Below are 15,781 nucleotides of genomic sequence, written 5' to 3' on the forward strand. Positions count from 1 at the left end.
CCGGTCAGCGCCTGAAAGTGACCGTCTTGCCGCCGTTCATGAAAATGCGACGTTCGGCGGCCCAGGTCACCGCGCGTGCGAGCACGATGCTCTCCACATCGCGCCCGGTGTTCACCATCGTCTCCACGGTGGTCGCATGATCGACGCGCTCGATCGCCTGTTCGATGATCGGCCCCTCGTCCAGGTCGGGCGTCACGAAGTGCGCGGTGGCGCCGATCAGCTTGACCCCGCGGGCATGCGCCTGGTGATAAGGCTTGGCGCCACGGAAGCTCGGCAGGAAGCTGTGATGGATGTTGATGCAGCGGCCGGCAAGCGCCTGACACAGCTCGGGCGACAGCACCTGCATGTAGCGGGCCAGCACCAGCAGCTCGGCGCGTTCCTCCGAGATGAGGTCCAAGATCCGCTGCTCCTGCGCCTCGCGGCTTCCGTTGTTGACGGGTACGTGGTGGAATGGGAGCCCGTGCCACTCGCAGAGCGATCGGAAGTCCTCGTGGTTGGAGACGACCGCGGCGATCTCGACGGGCAGGGTCCCGGTTCGCCAGCGGTGGAGCAGATCGTTCAGGCAGTGGCCGAACTTCGAGACGGCGATGACGACTCGCATCGGCGCGGCTGCATCGGTGAGGGCCCACTCCATGGCAAAACGATCGGCCACGGCGGCGAAGTCGAGGCGCAGCGCATCCAGGCCCGTGTCACCCTGCCGGAAGGCTACGCGCATGAAGAATCGACCGGTAGCCAGATCCGCGAACTGCTGCGACTCGAGAATGAAGCCACCGCGGCTAGCGAGGAAACCCGACACCGCCGCAACGATGCCGATGCCGTCCTCGCACGACAGGGTGAGGATGCTTTGGTCGGAGCTCACGTCGCAGGCAGTCCTTCAGCTGCAGGGGAGGTCGTATCCCCCCGGTTCAGCGTCTCGGGCAGCGAAAGCCAGATCAACGCGGCGATCGAAAAGACGGCGCTGGCGATCGTCATCGTGGCGGCCAGGCCGAAGGCCTCGGCGATCTGCCCGGTGATCAGTGGGGCGAAGAAGCTGAACACGCGTCCCCAGTTGAAGATCGATGCCGCGGTCGACTTCAGATGGGCAGGATAGAGCTCGGCGAGCCACGGCCCCCAGACCACGCTGCACGCCAGGCACGCGCCGTACCCGAAGGCGACGACGTTGAGCGTCGCCGCGCTGATCGGCGCGTAGAGGTAGACCAGGATGAGCGCCGCGGCGATGAAGAAGCCGACCGCCGACGCGCGGCGACCATAGCGATCGCCCACCCAACCCCAGAAGAAGCCACCGATGACGCTGCCCGCGAACATCCACGTCACCGACACGCCGATCGCCGAATCAGTGAAGCCGCGGATGGTCTTCAGGTAGGTCGTCGCCCAGCCGCTAAACGCCTGGTAGGCGAAGAAGTTGAACCCCGAGACCATGGTCAACATGATCGTCTGTCGGCGATACCGGGCCGAGAACAGCTCGCCGATGGGCAGCTTACCCTTGGCCGTCGACGTCGTCGGTGCGCCGCCGTAGGGGATCAGCGCACGGTCGTTCGGCACGATCAGCGGCGCCGCCAGCGACAACACGACGGGGATCGCTCCGACCCAGAGCAGCAGATGCCAGTCCAGGCCACGATCGAAGATCGCGCTCGACGCGACGCCGAGGAGGGAGATTGCCAGGTAGGAGGAGCCCATGATCACCGAGGCGACGCGGCCGCGCACCCCTGTCGCGAACAGGCCGGCGTAGATCCCGACGGTGATCGGGTACATCGAGCCGGTGAAATAGCCGAGCACGAGCCGCTGCGCGAGGATCTGCGGATAGCTGCTCACGCCCGTGCCGAGCATCAGCAGGGTGCCGTATCCGACCATCACGACCATCAGAGCGTTGCGACGGCCGAAGCGGTCGGCGAGTTGCCCGTTGACCACCGCGCCGATCAGGGCGCCTAGCGCCTGGGCGCTGTAGAGCGATCCAGCCTGGGTCAGCGTCAGCCTCAGGTCAGCCGCGATGTATGGCCGGAGGACATCCACGGTGTTCCATGCCCACGAGTAGAAGATGTAGGCGAGTGCCAGATACGCCAAAGCCGCCAACCGCCGCGGCAAGGAGAGATCTTCCGCACGCAGCGGGAGAACCTCCCGTTGAACGATCGTCGGCATTCGGCAACCCCTTCGTAATCAACCTGCGTTGGGCTGATTGCGGATGCAAGCATCTTCTTTCTGATTGGTGACGAGCCACGCTAGGCGTACGCCGGCAGTGTGGATCTTGCGTATTCGGCTGAGGAGGGAAGCTGGACGTATCGCTATTTAGACGCTTGCCGCAATATTGCATTCGGATTACAAAATCGGGAGGGACACGGCCGGAATGGCGGCCTTGGATAACAGGGGAAGCTCATGATCTGCACGAGCAAAGGTCTTAGCGGCGTCAGTCTGCTCACGATTGCCATGTTGTGGACCATACCGGCGGCAGCACAGGTAGTCGGGCCGACCAGCGGCACCTCGGTGCAGCCCAATCCACGCACCGATCCGACGGACCCTCAGCCACCGCAGCCGCAAGCGGATGCGGGAGACGGAGCGGAGGTCGGTCTGGGCGACATCATCGTCACGGCGAACCGCCGTGAGCAGAGCGTCCAGGACGTCGGTGGAACCGTGCAGGCGCTGACCGGCGAGGATCTCGCCCGATCCGGCATCAACGACATCTCCCGCCTCGAGCAACTGGCGCCTGGCATCGTGTTCGCCAAGAGCGGCAACGACGCCAAGCTCGCGCTGCGCGGTGCGAACTCGAACAGCACGTTCGCCGACAACACATCGATCGTCGGCGTCTTCGTGGACGGCGTCTACAAGCCGCGCGCATCGCAGCAGTCGCGCGCCTTCTTCGACGTGTCACGCATCGAGGTCCTGCGGGGGCCGCAGGGCACGCTGTATGGCCGCAACACGCTCGGCGGTGCGATCAACCTCTACACGAACGGACCCGACCTCTCGAAACCGGGCATCACGGGATCCGTCGACTCGCGGTACAGCCGCTTCAACGACTTCCGCAACGAGAGCGTCGTGAACTACGGCGTGAGCGACGAGTTCGGAATGCGCCTGGCGCTCCTGACGCAGAGCAGCGACGGTTGGGTGAAGAATCTGATCGGCCGCAATCTAGGGCAGGCAGACACGCTGTCGCTACGCGGCTCGATGCTGGCGAAGCCGAGCGACGACGTCAGCTTCGTTCTGCGGGTCACGCACATTCGCGAGAACGGCAATCCGGCCGGCATGTTCGCGATCCAGGGGGCGTGCCGGACGACGGCGGTGAACGGCCTGACCGATCCCTTAGGACCGGTGACCGACTGCCAGAACCCGCGCCGCGGCTCGGGAGGTACGCCGCGCTTCGACCTCATCGATGGCAAGGCGGGGCTGTCCAACAAGGACAAGCGCACCGTGTATCGCGACTTCGTCAACGACGACCGGCTGCGCGAGACCAACATCACGCTGGAGGGGAACGCAGATCTGGGGCCGGTGGGCCTCAAGTCGATCACTTCCTACACCAACTTCACCTCGCTGCTGGGCAATGACTCCGACTACAGCGCGAACCCGCATGGACGCGAATGGGTCGAAGAGAACAACGAGTCCTTCTCGCAGGAAGTCCAGCTGCAATCGAAGTGGCAGGGGCCGCTGCAGGCGACGGTCGGCGGCTACTACTCGACCGACAAGATCCTGTTCTCCTATTCCTCGCTCCGGCACACGCTCGACAATCTCGCGGCACGGCCCACGGCGACATCGACCAACGGGGTCGTTCTGCCGGTGCAGATCGGCACGCCGCTGGTGTCGCTCGCCAACGTCATCAACTCGGCGTCTAACAACACCCAGTTCATCACCAGCACGTACATCGGCGCATTCGGCGAGGCCACCCTGTCGATCACCGACCGACTGCGCGTGATCGGAGGCGCTCGCTACAATACCGAGACCAAGCGCGCGCTGAACGGCAACGCGGCCTATGTCGGGCCGATCAACCCGGCCAGCCCGCCCGACGAGCCCACGGCCGTCTTCCCGTACAACGATCTCACCGCGACCGCCCGGAGCCGGGTTCGCGCCAAGTTCAACAACGTGACCTGGCGGGCCGGGGCCGAGTTCGACGTCGCAGATGACGTGCTGCTCTACGGCACCGCGTCGACCGGCTTCCTGTCGGGCGTCATGAACCAGAACGGCACCGTCACCCAGCCGCAGAAGTCCCGCTCCTTCGAAGGCGGCCTGAAAAGCCGCTTCTGGGAACGCCGAGCCGAGCTGAACGTCGCGGTGTACGATGTCCGCTACTCGGCTCTCGCGACCACCTTCCAGATACCGAACCCAGCGAACGTCGGCTCGTTCATCACGCTATCGTCCAATGGCGGCGTGCTGAAGGCCCGCGGCGTTGAGGTGTCAGGCGCGCTGCTACCGGTCGAAGCCTGGCGGATCTCGTTCGGCGGTTCGTACATCGATGCGGTCTACGGGCGTTTCGGCATCAACCTGCCGGGCGGCTTCCAGGTCTTCAACGGCGCGGTGCCGGCCAACCGCTTCATCGACCTCCGCGGCCAGCGCCCTCCCTACACGCCCGAGTTCACCTTCTCCGTCGCGACCAGCTACGCGCTGGATGTCGGCTTCGGGACGATCACTCCGCAGGTGCAGATGCGCTACAGCGACTCCTACTTCGCACACGGCGGGCTTCCTTACGACAGGTCGGGGTTCCAGCCGAGCTTCACGCAGACCGACGTTCGCGTCGGCTTCTCGCCCGCTGAGGGTAATTGGAGCCTCGAGGGGTTCGTCGAGAACATCGAGGACGAGATGCTCAACCAGCGTACGCAGACCGGTGGAGATGGTCTGCAGCAGGCGAACTGGGGGCTCCCGCGCAACTACGGTGTTCGCCTCAAGTTCAACTTCTGATGACGTAATTGGGGGAAAGAGGGGCGCCTTCGTCGAGGGCGCCCCGGTTGCGGATGAGCTACGCCGACGCGCCGCGCGCGCCGATGATCTGCGCCATGACGGCGATCTCGTCAAACAGGCGCCATTCGCGCAGGATGCGCCCGTCACGCATCTCGAAGTGGGTCGCGCCGAGCACCTTCACCGGCGTCCGCGTGGGGGGGCCGTAGAGCGGCACGCCCGAATACGTTCCGTGCAGGACCCAGATCGCCGCGATGCGGGTGCCGAGCTCCGGGGAGTCACAGACTACCAGGTCGCGGACCTCGATGCGTCCGTCGGGAAACACGGCGAGCAGATCGATGATCTGCTGCTGGTAGGCATCGATGGCCTGCGCACGGTGCAGCCTGACGGTGTGGCAGACCACCTTCGGATCGCAGTACGCCGGCACACGGTCGAAGCGGCGGCGGTTCCAGACCTCGTCGTACATCGCGACGATCATGTTGCACAGGTCATCGAACCGCTCCGGGCGGGCCCCCGACACGCCGACACGGGCGGGGTCGGGGTAGCGACCGGCGAAGGGTCCGGCGTCGTCCGCGATCGCCATCGTCTCGCCGGTGACAGGAGAAGCGCTCGCCATGTCGGCGGCGACCTGCTCCGGATCGATCCCGAGGGACTGGAGCACCGCGTACTCGTCGCGAACCAGCCACTCCTCGACGACCTTGCCGTCCTGCACGAGACAGTGCGCGATCGTCCGCGACACCCAGTTGCGGCCCGTCGGGGGACCGTAGTTCCAATAGCCCAGATGAGTCCCCGTCTTCAGCACCCGGTGCGAACTGATGAAGCCGCCACGACCGCGCTGTTCCCAGACGACGTCCTCGCCCGATCCGCCGCCGCCGTTGGGAAAGGCACTCATCTTCTGAACGCTGTTCATCAGAACATGGCCAAAGTCGTAGGTCTCGCCGTACGCCGTGTGGACCTTGATGTCGTCGGCATAGTGCTCGCCCAGACGGCCGAGACCCTTCTCGATCCAGATCTGGTCGGTCCAGCTCAGGATGTAGTCGCGAGGGTCGCGGAACGGCGCATAAGCGGAAGGGTCAAGGTCGGCGAGCGGATCGAAGACGGTCATTTGCTATCCTTCGGCATGTTGCATCCGAATGCGGCGAAGCGGGGAAGCCGTCAAGCGTCAGGCGATAGTTGCGGAGCCGCCAATCACCAGCTCGCCAGAGAACACCCGCTTTTCAGTCAGCGTGGAGGGATCCTCTATGCGAGTTACGAGCATGTCGATCGCCGCCTCGATCATGACGTGGGTAGGTTGGCGAACGGTCGTCAGATCATAGCTGGCCCATCGACCCGGTGCTGAGCCATCGAAGCCCACGATGGAAAGGTCCTGAGGGATCCGTCGCCCAAATCCATGACGGGCCTCGTCGATGCAGCCGAGCGCCATCATGTCGTTGGCGCAGATGACCGCCTCGGGCATGCCGCTTCCCCCTACCGCAAGAGCACGCAGGGCGGCGCGGCCGCCATCGTACGTGAAGTCGCCGATTGCGAGCCGGGGCGGATCGCCACCGAGCGTCGCCAATCGGTCGCTTGCTCCAGTCACACGCTGCCTGCTGACGATCGAGGCGTCGGGGCCCGCGACGATGCCGAAGCGCCGATGTCCGGCCGCCCATAGTCGATCGACCAGCCACCGCTCGCCTTCGGCCTGATCGCAGCAGACGCTGTTGACCGGGATCGTGTCGTAGACCCGGTTCAGAAAGACCACCGGCACGCCCCGCTTGGTCATCTGCTCGATGTGGCGTTCCGAAAGGCGCGCCGCGCTGACGACGCCGTCTACCCGATATTGCCAAAGTTGCTCGATCACCCTGTCGGCATCGTCCTCCCGATCAAGCGTGTAGAACAGAAGATTGAGGCCGCGCGCCGCGAAGAGGCGGCTGAGGGTGCCGGTGAATTCCGGATTGAACCCAAGGTTGGCGACGATCACGGCGATCAAGTTCGAGCGCTTCGTGATCAAAGACCGTGCGATCATGTTCGGCCGATATCCGAGCGCGTCGACCGCCTTCATGATCCGATCGCGCGTGCGCGGCGATACGCTCGCCCCCGGCGTGAAGCAGCGTGAAACGGCCGATTGCGAGACGCCTGCATGCCGCGCGACATCGTACGACGTCACCGTCGTGCCCACGCCCGATGTAGGCCGCTCCTCCGTCATCTTCGTCGACCTGCGCGCCATCACCGTTCCCGCCTCCGCAGCAGCATATAGGTCATTCCTCTATCTTTGGAACGACGCGGCTTGTGTGCATCCGAATGCACTGATAGTTCCTAGCAAGGTTGTCGTGCGGTGCGGCGACCGGAGAGGTCGGAGCTGGAATGAACACGAGCGTGCCGGTCGCGGCGGACAGACTGATCCGGTACGAGGACCTCGTGCCTTGCTCCTTGGCCTTCATCGACTGCAAGATCCCGGGATCGGACCGCAAGGTCAATTACTCGATCATTGGCGCAGGCGTGACCCAGTCGAGCGAGCAGTTCGTCAATCTGGCCGAGCCGCATGGGTTCGCCCTCGGTGTCGCTGCGATGCCCCACGGGGTCACCAACAATCTGCACATGCACTACACCGCCGAGGTGTTCATGGTGTACCGCGGGGAATGGGTGTTCCGCTGGGGACCGGACGGTCGTGATGGCGAGATCACCGGGAGAGCAGGCGATGTCCTGTCCATCCCGACCTGGATCTTCCGCGGGTTCACCAACACAGGACCCGACGACAGCTGGATCTTCACGCTGCTCGGCCGCGACGAGTCGGGTGGCGTGGTGTGGCACCCGAACATCCTGGAGACCGCTGCGGCTCACGGACTGTATCTCACCCGCGACAACATGATGGTCGATACGGCTTTGGGAGCGCCCAAGCCCGGCGGAGACGATCTCATCGTGCCGCTCTCGTCGGAGGTGATCGCGACGATGCGGGCCTATTCGCCTGACGACATGCGCGCGCGGATGGTCACGCAGGACGAACTAGTCTGGTCGGAGCACGCGCTCCTCGACCACGTACTGCCAGGGCACTCCAGCATGCTTGCGCCGGTGATCGGCGCGGGCATGTCCGAGGACCGCAACGCCGAGGCCAAGATCACAAACCCCCACGGGTTCACGCTCGAATGGCTGCGCATACCAGCGGGCGCCCAGGTCGGGCCATTCCGGCTCGCCTCCAAGCAGGTGCTGATCGTTCGCGAAGGCGCCCTTGAGGTCGAGCTTGGCCTAGACGACGATGCGACATCGGCTGTGGCCGAACCGTGGGCAACCTTCTCGATCCCCGCGGACTGCTGGCGCACGTTGTGCGCGTCGAAGCGCGGGGAGGTTCTCGTCAGCGTGACGACCGCAGGAGATGCGCGACCGGTAATAGACTGGCACCCCGACATCGTCGTCGCCGCGAGGGCCGCAGGGATCGCTCACGATCCGAACGGATACCTCGCGCCCGTCGCGCTCCTGCCAGCTGCCTGAGCGATGCGCACCAACTCGCTTCGTAGCCTTAAGGCCGCAGGCAAGCCGATCGTCAACGCCTGGCTGTCAATCGGATCGGCCTATGCCGCCGAGTCCATCGCCCATCAGGGTTTCGATGCCGCGACCGTCGACGCGCAGCACGGCATGGTCGGCTTCGAGACTGCGCTGGCGATGCTTCAGGCGATATCGACGACATCGGCCATTCCACTCGTGCGGCCTTCTGCGCTCGATGCCGCCGAGATAATGCGCTGGCTTGATGCAGGCAGCTACGGGATCATCTGTCCGATGATCTCGACTGCGGCCGACGCGCGTGCGTTGGTCGCCGCCTGTCGGTACCCGCCCGAGGGAAGCCGATCGTTCGGTCCTGCGCGCGGCCTGCTGTACGGTGGTGCCGATTACCTGGCCGGCGCCAATCGCGAGATCCTGGTGCTCGCGATGATCGAAACCCGCGAAGGGCTCGAGAATCTCGACGCTATCCTCGCGACGCCGGGTCTGAACGGCATCTACGTCGGACCCAACGATCTTGCGCTCGCTCTGGGTCACGCCCCCGCCAACGAAACACGCGAGCCGATCGTCCGCGACGCGATTGAGCACATTCGGGAGGAAACCGTCGCGGCCGGACTGATCGCCGGGATCTTCTGCAGCGACGGCGCGGCGGCGGCGGGCCGGGTGAAGGAGGGCTTCGATCTAGTCACCCCTGGCAACGACGCAGCCCTGCTGCGGGCGGCGATGATGAGGGCGGTGACACAGGCGCGCGGATCCGTGGAGCGGTGATCGGCGACGCGGTGCTGGTGCCCGGCACCCTGTGTGACGGGCGATTGTTCGGGCCGCTACGCGCCCGTCTTCCATCCATGCGCGCGCAGGTTGTCGAGCTTGGACGCCACGCCAGGGTTGAAGCACTGGCGGATGAGGCGCTCGCCGCCGCACCGCCGCACTTCATAGGGGTGGGCTTCTCTCTCGGCGGGTTCGTCGTCCTGGAGATGTTGCGGCGGGCGCCAGCGCGGTTAGAGGCCGTGGTGTTGATCGCAGGCAACGCGCATCCCGACGCACCCGAGGCAGCATCACTTCGCCGAGCGCGGGTCGCCGAGGCTCAGGAAAAAGGCATGGCGGAATACGTCGCGGAGCATTGGCCGTCGTGGAGCGACAGTGACGATCCATCCATCTGCAAGCTCGTCGGTGACATGGCGGTTGCGACGGGGCACGATGCACATGCGATGCAGGCCGAGATGAACATCGCGCGTCCGGACCTGCGCGGCGTCGCCCAGAACTCGCCCGTTCCGTTGCTCGTGCTGGCCGGCGAGAACGATCGCTTCTGTCCCCATGAGCGTTACGTTACCGCAGCCAGCGGACCGAATGCCAAATTGACCATGATCCGGGACGCCGGGCATTTCCTACCACTCGAAGCGCCCCAAGCCGTCGCCGAAGCGATCTCGGCATGGAGCGTGGCGGCATGATCCTGGGAGTCATCGCCGACGATTTCACCGGGGCAGGCGACGTTGCCGGCATACTTGCTGGTGCTGGGATGCGGACGGCGCTGCTGCCGACGATCGAAGACGTGGCCGCGTGCCGCGAAGATGCCGGCGTGGTCGCGTTGAAGACGCGGTCGGTTCCCGTAGCCGAAGCGGTGGCTCGATCGCTTGCGGCGCTTGAGGCACTGCGTGCCGCGGGAGCCCGTCAGATCCTCTTCAAATATTGTTCGACTTTCGATTCGACGGCGCAGGGTAACATCGGTCCGGTGGCGGAAGCACTGGCGCTGGCGCTGGGCGCGCGCGGCGTCGTGGTCTGTCCAGCCTTCCCTGCCAACGGGCGCACGCTGTACCACGGGCATCTGTTCGTCGGCGATCAACTACTCTCTGAGAGCGGGATGCGCCACCACCCGCTGACCCCGATGACCGACAGCGACATCCGCCGATGGCTCGCGGCACAGTCGCGCGGGGCGATCGCGCATGTTGCGCTCGCGACCGTGCGACAAGGTGCCGATGCGGTGCGACGCGCGCTGGACGAGGTCAAGGGGCTGGTAGTCGTGGATGCGATCGACGACATGGACCTCCGGTCGATCGGGCGTGCCGTTCGGGACGCACCGTTGGTGACTGGCGGTTCCGCGATCGCGCAAGGCCTGCCTGATAACTTTCGCGAAGCTGGCATGATCGGAGCGGCCGTCGCGGACGACCGCATCGTGAGCGGCCCAGCCATCCTGTTGGCGGGTAGCTGTTCGACAGCTACCAACGCCCAGGTGGCGCGATACGCGACCGACGCGCCATCCCATGCGATCGACGTGGAGCGTCTGATGGCAGGCGAACCGGTCGACCAGGAGGCCCGCGCCTTCGCCGTGCGGCACGCCGCTGCGGCACCGCTGATCTACTCGACCGTCGCCCCCGCCGGATTGACGCGTGACGAGAGCAATGCCGGGATAGTCGCCGCTATGGTCGAGAGACTGATCGCCGATCTGGCAGCGGACGCAGTGGCGCGGGGGACGCGGCGCCTTGTCGTGGCGGGAGGCGAGACATCGGGTGCCGTCGTCGAACGACTTGCACCCGGACCTCTCTCGGTCGGACGATCTATCGCCCCCGGCGTGCCATTGCTCTATGCGGGCGACTTGGCACTGGCGTTGAAATCCGGAAATTTTGGTGGCGAGGACTTCTTCAAAGATGCGCTGGCTGTAATCGAGGGCCGTCAATGAACCCTTCATCGATTCGCGAGGAAATCTGCAAGGTAGGACGCTCGCTGTTCGATCGCGGCTACACGCACGGGGCGTCGGGCAACATCAGTGTGATGCTCGATGACGGCGGCATGATCGTGACACCGACCAACGTTTCTCTCGGGGCGCTCGATCCTGCCGCGCTCAGCGTGTTCGATGTCTCCGGACGTTTGATCGAAGGTCCAGCTCCCACCAAGGAGATGCCGCTTCACGAAGCGGTTTACCGGACGCGGCGTTCGGCACGGGCGATCGTTCATCTGCATTCCACTCATTCGGTGGCGGTGTCGATGCTACCCGGCATCAATGATGCGGATGTGTTCCCGCCGCTTACCGCGTATTCTTTGATGCGGGTTGGCCGTACAGCACTGGTTCCCTATTACCGACCAGGCGATCCGCGGGTCGCCGACGCCCTGCGATCGCTGGACGGTGCATTCGGTGCGATTCTGCTCGCCAACCATGGGCCCGTCGTGGCGGATCAGTCTCTAGAAGCGGCGGGATGGGCGATCGAGGAGTTGGAGCAGACGGCCCGACTGATGCTCCTGCTGCGCAACGAGAGGCCACGGCTGCTCGACCCGGCCGAAGCCGAGGCGATCCGTAGAACGTGAACGCCGGAGCCGCTCCCGCATGCGCGACGCCAGGCTGGCTTGACGTCACCGGCAGGGGCGGCAAGCTCCTAATCGGCAACTGGAAGATGAACGGCACTCAGGCGATGTTGCCGATACTGACCGCGGTCGCAACGCTCGCCAACCAGACGCGAGACGTAGGAGTCGGGATAGCGGTCCCGCACACGTTGATCGCCCCGGCGCATGCCGCGGCACCCAGCCTGATCATCGGAGCCCAGGAGGTTCATGAGGCGGTGTCCGGCGCGTATACCGGCAGCGTATCCGCGGAGATGGTCCGCGACGCGGGCGCGCGCTTCACGATATTGGGGCATAGCGAGCAGCGCTCGCGAAGCGGTTACACGGACGCCGCGCTCGCGGCCAGTATTCTGCGCGCGGCCGATGAGGGGCTGACGGTGGTGGTCTGCTGCGGCGAAACAGCCGACCAGCGGGCGAGAGGCGTCGCTGAGCAGGCCGTTCGCGAAAGCCTTCGCAGCGTGTTGCCGCGCCCACTTGCCGGAACATCGATTGTCATCGCCTACGAGCCCGTATGGGCGATTGGATCCGGCGTCAGGCCCTCCGACGAGCAGATCAATGCAATGTCGGACGCGATCCGATCCACGCTTTCTGCCTTGTATCCCAGTGAGGCAGACCCGATCCCGATCCTCTATGGTGGTTCGGTGAATGCGGCCAGCGCGGGGTTGATCGGCCGCGTGGTAGGCGTTGACGGGCTGCTAGTCGGAACCGCCAGCCTATCAGTGACTTCATTCACGCAAATCGTCGACTCGATAGGCGATTGTTGCGGCCTACAAATAACAAGCGCGCTGACCCAAGCGAACCATTGACTGCCCAAAGTGATAGACTAGAGGCAGAGCAATATTAGCGGTATGTCACACCACAAGAATACACGCGATCGTGGAGAAAAGATCTTCGACCCCAAGATCAGAGTTCCACTTGGTCCATGTGAAACACGTAATATTTTGCGTAGTGTCCATGAGAGAGATGCCAGCATCCGGTGGAAAGCGGGCGTCAGCTAGGTAGCAAGAGCTCGTACCTTCCCGCAATGATCTAGTACTGCCACATCTGTGGCAAGCTGGTGACAAATGTGCTGATATTTGCACAACGGACGAGCGCGGAATCGTCAGGTGACGCCGGTGTCGTAAATATCGCCCGCCGAACCGGCAAATTCAGAGGCAATTTTGCGACGTCTTACTGCATGCTTGGTCGCTTTTGCCGTTCAACCTTTCGGCAACGAGATGCCGCTTTAGCGGCAGGCGGGTGGGCGGAACCGGTATGAATGGGTGGCAGGTTGCGGACGGCGGCAAACAGGCTCTAAATGTTCGCAAGGTGGTCGTCACCGCCATCACATCGGGGTAGCGACCGCCACGTCCCGCCGCTTGAGCATGCCGCGCCTAATCGCACACCGCGGCACTTGGCATCCTACAATTATCGCCGATTGATCGACTGCCGTCGTCTGATCGTCAGCTCTCGACCGCTCACCGAGTCGACGTCTTGATCGATCCAGCCCTGTCGTGTCTGCGCATAATGAAGAAACTGGGTGGACCTATCAACCTGGTCCCAATACCGGCAACTAGGTGCACCATAAAGTTCGGGTAGGTATTCCTCGAGCCAGACGGCCTCTTTTTGCAGCACGATCTTACCCGATTACATCTGGCCAGTTTGCGCGCGCAGACGCTCTTCCTTGGACCCTCTCACCTTACACAAAATTGGTTGGAACGGACCCTCGGCCCGTAGATCTTGCACGAGCGCCTCGCCGCTATATGCCTTTTCGATCAAGACGCGGTCAGGCTTCCACTTGCGGTAGAGGCTGATGAATCGTCGCTTTAGATCATAATACTCTAAACGCTCGCGTGTAACTTCGAGCAGATACCAGCGCCCCTCGCAATACCCCCATGTCGTACAGGCAGAATACGCACTTCCAGGCTCGGCGCTGAACGCCGTATCTCAACTTTGTACGACCTTGATAAAGCGGTGCCGCTCCGGCATCGCGTCGTATCGCGAAAACCATTCAAGCCGAACGATGTTACCCTCAGGTGGTCATGGGTCTTGCAGCCATTGTGGCCCGAAAACAGATTACTCAAGCTCGCGACTAAGCGCGTTCAGCGTCTCCAGGTTCTCGCGCTCCGAATTAAGCAGATCGCCAGGTTGGCGGTCATGATAGCTGCTCAGGCCGGTCAAGATACGCTCTGGTTTTTGCGCGATCGCAGGGAGGTTCAAGTGGGTGGCGCCCGCGTCGAGAATTTAGGACGTGAGGTCATCCTCGTGCAGCCGCTGCTGAATCGAAATGATGACGCCCTCGCCCTTGTTGTCGAGGCGTGTACCGATGGTTCCGCGATACCAATCCCGAACCCTGATCCGCTCTGCTTCGCTCCCCGCATCTTGCGCTTTCATGCAATCGTCGAGGATGATGTAATCGCCGCCAAACCCGGTTGCGCTTCCGCCTGTTGTCACTGCCATTCTGAAGCCGCCAGCGGTGGTGCGCAGTTCGAGCTGGCGCGTGGTTTTGCGATCGATGACGGTTGCCGGAAACGCGGCGCGGTATTCTGCGCTCTCCATCATCGATTTCAGCTGACGATCATGAGGCCGGGCAAGGTCTTCATTGTAGGTGCCGACCAGGATCTTGGCCGACGGATCCTTGCCAAGGATCCAGGCGCAAAACGCAACGGCGGCGGTGATCGATTTGCCGTGCCGTGGAGGCACGTTGATGACGAGACGCCGGCAAGCGCCCGAGGCTGTTTGCTCAAGCGCGTGACACATCGCCTGCATGTACCAGGTGAGTTCCAATGACGGCTGATTGGGATGAAGTTGGCGAAAGACTGCACGGACGAAGTACTTGAAGGCTTGTTTGTGCAGGAGAGCGGGAGAGATCATTGCTCACCTCCCTGTTCCTTACTCAGCTCGCGCAGCACGTCCTCTCAGATTTCAAGGCGAAGCTCTGCGAGCGAAAGCGCATCACTGGCGTTGAGCTCAGAGGCTTGATGCGCAGGCGCGGTTTTTGCCCTCGCTTAACAGCCTCGCTGCCTCGCTAAGCACGTATTTGCGGGCATCGCGGTCCTTGCCTTCGGCAGCCGCCTTTACCGTTGTCATGACAATTAGTTCGTGAGCCGCGATCTTCGTCTCCTTCCCATCGACACGCACGGTGCGCTTCTGCACGAGGAGTTTCTTCATCACGCGATCGTGGCTGACGGATCCCTTGGGTCGGCCGGGCTCGCCTCTGCCGCCCTTCTGGAATCGGCTTTCAAGCGGCGGATTGCACCAGCCAGGTCCAGGGCCGGTTGGCAGCCACTTTCCGTCATCACTCTTGAGGGCATGGCCGCGACGCTTTGCGGGCTGCATGGAGGAAGGTTCAGACGATTGGTTTGGCTCTCCATCTCGGTTTGATGAGTTTGGGAGCGGTGTCGCATTTTGCTGATCCACCTGGGCTGCTGCGGCTGCTTTGGCACGACGGGCATTGGCTTCGCTAACGGAAATAAACGGCATTGTTCAGCTCCAATTGCGGAGCGCGAACGGCGGCGCGTCGAAGCAACCAGCACCGCTCGCAGGACCGCGAGTGTCATTTCTCCCAGCTCGCTCGGATGTCACCTCGCTACACGATCTTTACGAAGTGGCGACCGAATCTCGGAGGCAGAAACTCGACGTCGCAGATGTAGGCGAGAAGTTCATTCCTTTTGATGTAAAAGATGAACGATCGAAAGGCTTGCCGCATCACCAATTTGGTCGAGCGTATATCTTCAAGTATAGGACCGCCGTTTGGTACTAACGCCACGACTTCGTCACGAGCTTCCACGTGGTGGAATTAACATTGCAGCGTGCTGATCAGGCTGACACCCCCTCTTTATTAAGGCTGACGGGCAGGACCCTTTCAGGGCGACCATGTGCGGCGACCGAAGCTGTCTTGGCAGGCGTAGATGGTGGGCAGGGGTGGTAGGAAGGGAGCTCGGCTTCTGGTCCTGTGTCGACGCTTGCTTAGCTAGCGGCCGCGACGTGCCAATTTAACGATCCAGTTGATCGTCCAGCCTAGAGTGGATCCGATCACTCCAATCGCTACGACACCAGCAAAGAAAACGGCGAGAGTCGCTGCGCATGGCCCATCAATGCTTTCACAAGCCAGGCTGCCGCCCAC

The 15,781-nt window shown here is 63.4% G+C and carries 13 protein-coding genes; 7 read left to right on the forward strand and 6 right to left on the reverse strand.

What is annotated here, in order from left to right:
• Positions 1 to 4: 4 nt before the first annotated feature.
• Together purU and ACT009_RS00150 are read right to left on the reverse strand one after the other, a co-directional pair.
• Complete coding sequence (gene purU / locus ACT009_RS00145; protein ID WP_445193958.1) at positions 5 to 841, reverse strand: formyltetrahydrofolate deformylase; 837 nt, start codon at positions 839 to 841, stop codon at positions 5 to 7.
• Positions 842 to 855: 14 nt separating this feature from the next.
• A complete protein-coding gene (locus ACT009_RS00150; RefSeq protein ID WP_445192392.1) occupies positions 856 to 2,136 on the reverse strand; it encodes an MFS transporter in 1,281 nt (426 codons plus the stop codon).
• A gap of 285 nt (positions 2,137 to 2,421) precedes the next feature.
• Here ACT009_RS00150 and ACT009_RS00155 point away from each other — a divergent pair, with 285 nt between their 5' ends.
• Positions 2,422 to 4,878 carry a TonB-dependent receptor gene (locus tag ACT009_RS00155; RefSeq protein WP_445192393.1) on the forward strand — a complete coding sequence of 819 codons (2,457 nt, stop codon included), beginning with the start codon at positions 2,422 to 2,424 and terminating at the stop codon, positions 4,876 to 4,878.
• Between the two features lie 58 nt (positions 4,879 to 4,936).
• Here ACT009_RS00155 and ACT009_RS00160 read toward each other — a convergent pair whose 3' ends face one another.
• Together ACT009_RS00160 and ACT009_RS00165 are read right to left on the reverse strand one after the other, a co-directional pair.
• Entirely contained in the window at positions 4,937 to 5,980 is a 1,044-nt protein-coding gene (locus ACT009_RS00160) for an ester cyclase (RefSeq protein ID WP_445192394.1), read from the reverse strand.
• Between the two features lie 57 nt (positions 5,981 to 6,037).
• Positions 6,038 to 7,081: a LacI family DNA-binding transcriptional regulator gene (locus ACT009_RS00165; protein WP_445192395.1), complete on the reverse strand. Its 1,044-nt coding sequence runs from the start codon at positions 7,079 to 7,081 to the stop codon at positions 6,038 to 6,040.
• A 137-nt stretch (positions 7,082 to 7,218) separates the two neighbouring features.
• Between ACT009_RS00165 and ACT009_RS00170 the strand changes: the two genes are divergently transcribed.
• The 6 genes from ACT009_RS00170 to tpiA are packed head-to-tail and all read left to right on the forward strand — an operon-like array spanning position 7,219 to position 12,482.
• Positions 7,219 to 8,340, forward strand: coding sequence for a hypothetical protein (locus tag ACT009_RS00170; RefSeq protein WP_445192396.1), 1,122 nt, complete (start codon positions 7,219 to 7,221; stop codon positions 8,338 to 8,340).
• 3 nt (positions 8,341 to 8,343) lie between these two features.
• Positions 8,344 to 9,114, forward strand: coding sequence for an HpcH/HpaI aldolase family protein (locus ACT009_RS00175; protein WP_445192397.1), 771 nt, complete (start codon positions 8,344 to 8,346; stop codon positions 9,112 to 9,114).
• Complete coding sequence (locus ACT009_RS00180) at positions 9,111 to 9,794, forward strand: alpha/beta fold hydrolase (protein WP_445192398.1); 684 nt, start codon at positions 9,111 to 9,113, stop codon at positions 9,792 to 9,794. Before ACT009_RS00175 ends, ACT009_RS00180 begins: the two co-directional genes overlap by 4 nt.
• On the forward strand, positions 9,776 to 11,020 hold the full coding sequence (otnK, locus tag ACT009_RS00185; protein WP_445192399.1) for a 3-oxo-tetronate kinase: 1,245 nt from the start codon (positions 9,776 to 9,778) through the stop codon (positions 11,018 to 11,020). Before ACT009_RS00180 ends, otnK begins: the two co-directional genes overlap by 19 nt.
• Complete coding sequence (otnC, locus tag ACT009_RS00190) at positions 11,017 to 11,643, forward strand: 3-oxo-tetronate 4-phosphate decarboxylase (RefSeq protein WP_445192400.1); 627 nt, start codon at positions 11,017 to 11,019, stop codon at positions 11,641 to 11,643. Before otnK ends, otnC begins: the two co-directional genes overlap by 4 nt.
• A complete protein-coding gene (gene tpiA, locus ACT009_RS00195) occupies positions 11,640 to 12,482 on the forward strand; it encodes a triose-phosphate isomerase (RefSeq protein WP_445192401.1) in 843 nt (280 codons plus the stop codon). The genes otnC and tpiA overlap by 4 nt, the downstream gene beginning before the upstream one ends.
• Positions 12,483 to 13,899: 1,417 nt before the next feature.
• Here tpiA and ACT009_RS00200 read toward each other — a convergent pair.
• Entirely contained in the window at positions 13,900 to 14,529 is a 630-nt protein-coding gene (locus ACT009_RS00200) for a terminase large subunit domain-containing protein (RefSeq protein WP_445192402.1), read from the reverse strand.
• Between the two features lie 96 nt (positions 14,530 to 14,625).
• Entirely contained in the window at positions 14,626 to 15,138 is a 513-nt protein-coding gene (locus ACT009_RS00205; protein ID WP_445192403.1) for a DUF5681 domain-containing protein, read from the reverse strand.
• Positions 15,139 to 15,781: the final 643 nt, after the last annotated feature.

This window comes from Sphingomonas sp. Tas61C01 (genome assembly GCF_052567495.1).